The sequence below is a fragment of the Fulvivirga aurantia genome (assembly GCF_009711475.1).
Taxonomy (GTDB): domain Bacteria; phylum Bacteroidota; class Bacteroidia; order Cytophagales; family Cyclobacteriaceae; genus Fulvivirga; species Fulvivirga aurantia.
On sequence record NZ_SMMD01000733.1, the window covers coordinates 1 to 6,818 of the forward strand.

Here is a 6,818-nt window from a genome sequence, read left to right on the forward strand (position 1 = left end):
GTAAAAGAGGCTAACTCAATCACGCCCATCACATTCTCTCTGATCATAAGCGGAACGATCAGAATATTTGATGCGGTGGCCTCTCCTAAGCCTGAAGTAATATTGATAAAATCTGGTGGAATGTCTGTCATGTGAATATAGTCACGCTCCAGCACACACTGGCCCACCAACCCTTGTCCAATTTTAATTCTACCATTTACATACTTTTTCTTATCGTAAGCATAAGTAGCTATTTGCTCGAGGTCTTGCTGCTCCTGATCAAGAATATATAAAGCACCTTGGTTGGCATGGAGATACCGCACCATTTGTCTAATAATCTGATCCCCTAAAACTTCTAAACTTTCCGTTTCATTTTTTAAAATTTCGCTGAAGTTGGCCATGCCCTCGTTGGTCCAGTTTACAACCGACTGCCTATTTTCTGCCTCCACAAGCTGATCTTTCATTTTGATAATAGCCGTGGCAAGCACATCATCATCGTACCGGCTATCATATTCGATATTTAGGTTGCCTTTACCAAGATCTGTAGAAAACCTCACCGCAGCCTTTATGCGATCAACCAAATTGTTGAGGGCATACTTGGCTTCTGCCACCTCATCGCTAGTACGTGTGACAAGCTTTTCGGGAAAAGAGCCTTTGGATAAACTAACCAAGGCAAATTTTATTTCTTTAATGGCCTTAGTTAATAAGTTAGCATAAAACACCACGAGTATAAACCCAACAACGACTTGAAATACCAAAAGCGTTATTAGCAATATCATAGCCTGGTTTACGATCGCTGCATTACGAGACTTTACATCAGCTGTAAGTCGGTTTAGTAGTTCTTCAATTTCGGCATAAGTAGTATTAATACTCCCTAAAACACCTGTTTGTGTATCTAACCCTATTTTTTGTTCCAGGTCAACGATGTGATTAAATTTACTTCTATAGTTACTTACTAAAGCAAGCATTTCCTGCTGCGAGTCTATCCAAACCCCTCCTACCGTATCAATTTGGAAGGTAAAATCATTAATCGACTGATTAAACCTATCTAAATATTTGAGGTCTTTTCTCAGGAAAAAATCTTTCTCATGCCTTCTTAATGTAAGCATGATGGTTTTGTCATAAGGGAAGCTTGACTTTTCCACATCATGTATGGCTGACCTCAAAGCTCCCTCTACGCCATAATCTTTGAAGCCACGCTCTTCATACAATGACACCAATGCTGAAACATCGATATTATATTTATTCAGTAATGCCGCTAAAGAATCGTAGTTTTTCTTTCTCTCAACTTTCTCAAAAAACTCATGGGTTCTGATTTTATCAGATACTGCTTTTAGTTTATGGTATTCTGATTGATATTCTTCTAACGATTGGCTTTTCTGATTTTTAAGAAAGGCTTCTTTTTTAAAACCACGATCGGCAAACTCCTGCACGTGGCGCGACATCTTCAGGGTAGAAATGTTGAAGTTTTCAATGTCTTCTGTAAGCTCATTGTAATTAATCACCTTTCTTATCGTGGTAATGCCAACTGCGGTAAGCAAAACAGACATCAATAGGATAGACCCAAAAGCTAAGAGCAGCTTAAGCCTCAGCCTCAAGCCTAAAAACCATTTCTTCATGACAACTCAAATATTGGTAAAGTACAAATTACGGGCAACTTGATTTGAGTATAGAAGGCTGGCTATTATGTTTTAATTAACTAATTATTAATTAGTACAAATTGTACTGCTTGAGAAATTATCGCACTAAAAGTAACGATCAATTTCATACTGATTTTTGAAAAGATTGAGTTCAAGTATTAGAGAGAGCTCGTGGGTGCCAAAGTTATCTTTTACCAGCTGGTTGGTTGGTAGCTCAAAAGAATAGCCAAAGCGAAATGCGTCACTTACCTGCAACTGCGTAATTATACCTATGCCGCTTAGATTTCTGAGTGTAGCACCAACCCATAGCGTATTTACAAATAAGGCGCTAAAACTGATATCTGCAGATATTTGACCATTAGCTGTATACCTGACTAAAAATGAGGGCTTCAATAAAACCTCTGAAACAGAACGAAATTTAATAATCGCTCCGCTACTCAGGTAATAATGCTGCTTGTATCTTGTGCTGCTGCTGACACCATCCTCAACCTTTACACTTAATATTCTGGGCACTGATAGGCCCAGGTAAAATTTATCTGTCATGTAGAAAATGCCGGTACCAAAATTTGCCTTACTAAACTGCTCATTATTCATATCCAAACCCTCATCATCTACATAAGCCAGGTTTAACTTTCCGTAGTCATAACTGTAATTTATTAGCCCTCCCTGCACGCCAAAAGCCAAAGTCTTTGCGCCACTAAAGAGTTTGTAAGAAAAAGCCAATTGCGCTTCTGTATTGTTATTTACACCAAGCCGGTCGTTGATCAGTAAAATACCTCCTCCAAATTTATCAGCAATTGAGCTATGCATAGAAAGCATATTGGTCAATGGTGAGCCATCAATTCCAGCCCATTGTTTCCTGGTGATTAAATTGGCATTGAAGTTATTGTAAATACCTGCGTAGGCAGGGTTGATCATAAATTGATTAAAGGCATATAAATTATAAAGCGGGTCTTGCTGTGCATAGCCGGTAGAGGTCTTCAGCAGGAAAACTATTAATGCGAGATAAAGGTATTTTGCTTTCATGTTATCTTCTTAATAGGAAAAAGCCATTTATTACATCCTGCCCGTTTAGGTCTATTACATAGTAGTATGTACCCTCGGCAAGCTCATCACCATCTGTTGAGTTTCCGACAAATCGATTATCGGTGTTATTATAATTTGCAGTTTTAAACACTTCATCTCCCCACCTGCTGTAGATATACACTTGATTTACATCATAAAACTCAATGTTTCTTATTTCTAGAAAATCATGCTTATTGTTGGGTTGTACCGTCACCACATTGATTACTTCAATTTGTGGAATATCTTCAAGGCCACTTGCTGTAAGTGTAATGATAAAGTCCTGAGCTTCGAGACTTTCTATGGTAAGTATTGCCGACTTTGGACCTATCGAAGACGGAGAAAAAGCAAGCATTAAAGTCGTGTTCTCTCCTGGTGCTAATGGATCTGGAATCTGACTTTCTAAACTGAAGTCTTCTCCTTCCACTAAAACATCAGTAATCGTTAGTATGGTTGATCCTGTGTTTTCTATGACAAGTTGGCTCAGCTCCTCTGTACCTACCAGCGCATCTTCAAAGCTGATCACCCCCCCATTTAATTGACTTTGACCGGCTGCCGTTACTACGATCTCTGCGTTGGTAACTGTTATTTCTAAGTCAAAAGTCGGGCTATCATCTACACCGTCATTTACTGCAACAGGTACTGTTAGGCTTCCGGTAAATCCATCATTCGGAATTATATCACTCTGACTTAAGGTATAGTTACTGCCTGATGAGATATTTAGTGTAAAATCAGCTGGGTAATTGTTATCCGGGTCGGAAACGATGAGATCAGCGAGGCCTAATGTTATCGCAGTATTGCGAGCTGTTGATAAACTTCTTTGCCCGGTAATTTGGGGTATATCGTTGACCCCATTTACTGTAATTACAAAATCTTCTGATGTTACATTGAAGCCATCGTCAACTGTAACAGTAATGGTGGCAGTGCCAAAAGCATCTGGCAAAGGGACAATTCTTAACGTGCGATTACTACCAGTCCCCGCCAAAGTAATATTGTCCACCAGAGATAAATTATCAGAAATAGCATCAACAATCAGGTCATCTACATTGGTATCTGCATCATTTACTGTAAATGAGATTTCTCCTGTATCACCATCCTCGTCTATAGCTATGTTTGATAAACCACTTATTGTAGGTGCAGAAGATGAGGAAACCGTACCTGTTATTGAAAAAGTAAATGGGTTGTCAGTTGGGTCATTGTTGGCTATCGTTACCGTCTCATTGAATGTGCCTGGCCCAGAGGCATCCAGTGTAATTGTGAAATTCCTAATAGTACCATCAACAGGTACAACAATTGGTGTCGCAGTTACTGATAAAAATGCCGAGCCGCTCACAGAAATCGGATCTACAACAAGGTCTGCTGATCCTCCATTTGCCAAAGTAAAAACCTGTGAAATGTCTGTCCCTTGTGTGGTTGATCCCATGTCGATAGCCGCAGCTTGCCCATTGGTTATAAATGTGCCGCTATCATCAGCACCAACAAACACTGATATTTCAGCCGTTGGAGGATTAGTTATTTCTCCCGTTAAATCAAAAGTAAAATTTGGTTCGTCCAGGTCATCGTTTGTAATGGTTATAGTTTCGGTAAAGACCCCAATTGTTGAAGCATCTAGTATTACATCTATAGTGGCAGAAGTGCCAGGTGCTATGGGCGCAGAAATTGTTGTTGAGTTACTAAAAACAGAACCTGTGATTGAAATACCTGAAATATTTAAGTCGCTCGTTCCTTTATTTTCAATCCGTAATTGTTTGGTGAGATCACTACCCTGAGGGGAACTGCCAAAGTCCACAGGTGCAATTTGACCATCTGTTATTTCATTAGTTAAAAGATCATCAAAAATCGCTATCTCTGGTTCAGGTGTGGCTGTAATGGTTCCTGTTACGGTAAAGTCAAAACTGGCTTCATCTGTATCATCACTATTTACAGTGACTGTTTCAGTAAAAGTCCCAACACTAGAGCCGGTCAATAGAATATCCAAGAGTTCTGAAGATCCCTGCGCCACAGTCGTTGGCACGGTCGAGTTTACGATAAATTCAGTCCCAGAAATAGTCACCCCTGATATGTTGAGGACTGCGGTACCTTGATTTTCTATGGTAAACGTTCGATTGACTCCACTCCCTTGCACCTGATAGCCAAAGTCAATAGCTGTGGCTTGTCCATCAAGTATTTCAGTTGAAGAAACATTAGGTCCGTCATACATGGCAATTTCTCCACTGGGGCACAACAGACCTCCATCATTAATTGTCCACCCTTTGGCTATTAAGCTATTTCTGGCTGTCTCACCGTTGCAATAAAAGACGTCAATTGCGCCCAACTCAACTCCCGGCTGTACTGATGGTTGAGAGTCCCAACCGATAAGTGTATTATCATAATTAGCAACAGATATACCTGAGAAATTAAACATGCCCGTCATGCTTGTCACATTAGAAATATCCCATGCACCAAGGTCCTGATCGAAAGCAAAAGTCAAATTGAACATACCAGACATGTTAGCAATACCAGAAACATCCCATGAGGATATATCTTGATTGAAAGATGTGGCGCCAGAAAACATATTACTGGCAAACTGCACATTACTTATATTCCAGCCGGATATGTCCTGATTAAATTCCCCGGCACTTGAAAACATTGAGGTCATGTCTGTTACATTACTGACATCCCAATTATTCAATGGCTGGTTAAATACCGCCCCAGTAAACACATTCCGCATTCTGGTAACACTACTTACATTCCAATTATTGATATCACCATTAAATGCAGAGAAAGTAAACATGTTGTTCATATTTGTAACAGCACTCACATTCCAACCACTTATATCCTGATTGAAAGCAGAAGAACTGAACATCCTAAACATGTCGGTTACTGAAGATACATCCCAGGCACCGATGGGTTGGTTAAAGCTGCTGGCACCATCAAACAATGAATTCATTGTAGTAACGGCACTCACATTCCATGTAGAAATATCTCCATTGAAAGCAGAAGCCCTGTCGAACATACCACTCATGTTGGTGACATTACTTACATTCCAGTTGTTGAGGTCTTGATTAAAGTCATCAGCATCGGCAAACATGAGTCTCATTGTAGTAACGGCACTCACATTCCAACTATTAAGTGGCTGGTTAAAGTCTCTGGCAGAGCTGAACATCTCTTGCATAGTGGTAACGCTACTTACATCCCAACTATCAATATTTTGGTTAAAAGCTCCTGCGACCTGAAACATTCTAAACATAGTAGTGACACTACCTGTGTTCCAACTTCCAATCGGTTGGTTAAAGGCTGAGGCAAATACAAACATACTACTCATGTTCGTTACACTGGAGACATCCCAGGTGGTGATGTCTCCATTAAAGTCAAATGCCGTTCTAAACATGGTGCTCATATTTGTAACATTTGCTGTGTTCCAACTTGGTAAGTCTTGATTAAACACTCCTGCACCAAAAAACATGCTACTCATATTTGTTACGCTGCTTACATCCCAACTATCAAGTGGTTGGTTAAAAGAAGTCGCATCTCGGAACAGGAGACTCATATCGGTAATGGTACTTACATCCCAACTGCTTATGTCTTGATTAAAACTGGTTGCCCCTCTAAACATTGAGCTCATGTCCGTTACCCCGCTCAAGTCGGGAGTATCTGCGGCATTTATAGATAAGTTTGTACAACCACGAAATGCCCCTGCCATAGATGTCCAGGCTATACTACCCCATTGCTCTACACTAAGAATTCGGTTTTTGCTTCCTCCATTATTAAAGAATATTCGAGGAAATGCTCCGGATATCGATACCGTATAAATGCCTGCAGTGGCATAAACATGACTGATATTACCTGTAACACCCGAATCGGAATTGGTGTCACCCCAATCGACATTATAATTGTAACCGGCTCCGGTTGTCGGGATTGTAATCTGATCACCATCATTGAGAATCTCCCAAGTGGTGATAAAAGATTGAGCATTACTATTATCAGGGATAATAAATAAAGCCAAAAGCATAAGGCATAATGCTGCCTGCTTGAGCGAGAGGTTTGCGAGTAGTTTTAACACCAGCCTTTACTTTAAACTATAGATAACATAACAATTTATTTAAAAAAATATAAAATTCCAATTTCTATAAAAGGTGCCTTTCGTAAAAAACTACT

At 39.9% G+C, this 6,818-nt stretch carries 3 protein-coding genes; all 3 read right to left on the reverse strand.

All coding sequences use genetic code 11. From position 1 onward, the window contains the following. Positions 1-1,598: GAF domain-containing protein (locus E1176_RS08590; RefSeq protein WP_155210201.1), on the reverse strand; the 1,598-nt coding region annotated here is incomplete at its 3' end. A 126-nt stretch (positions 1,599-1,724) separates the two neighbouring features. Then, positions 1,725-2,645 (reverse strand): PorP/SprF family type IX secretion system membrane protein, encoded by a 921-nt coding sequence (locus E1176_RS08595; protein WP_155210202.1) that lies wholly within the window; start codon positions 2,643-2,645, stop codon positions 1,725-1,727. A 1-nt stretch (position 2,646) separates the two neighbouring features. Beyond that, positions 2,647-6,723, reverse strand: a complete 4,077-nt coding sequence (locus tag E1176_RS08600; RefSeq protein WP_155210203.1) for a BspA family leucine-rich repeat surface protein — start codon at positions 6,721-6,723, stop codon at positions 2,647-2,649. Positions 6,724-6,818: the final 95 nt, after the last annotated feature.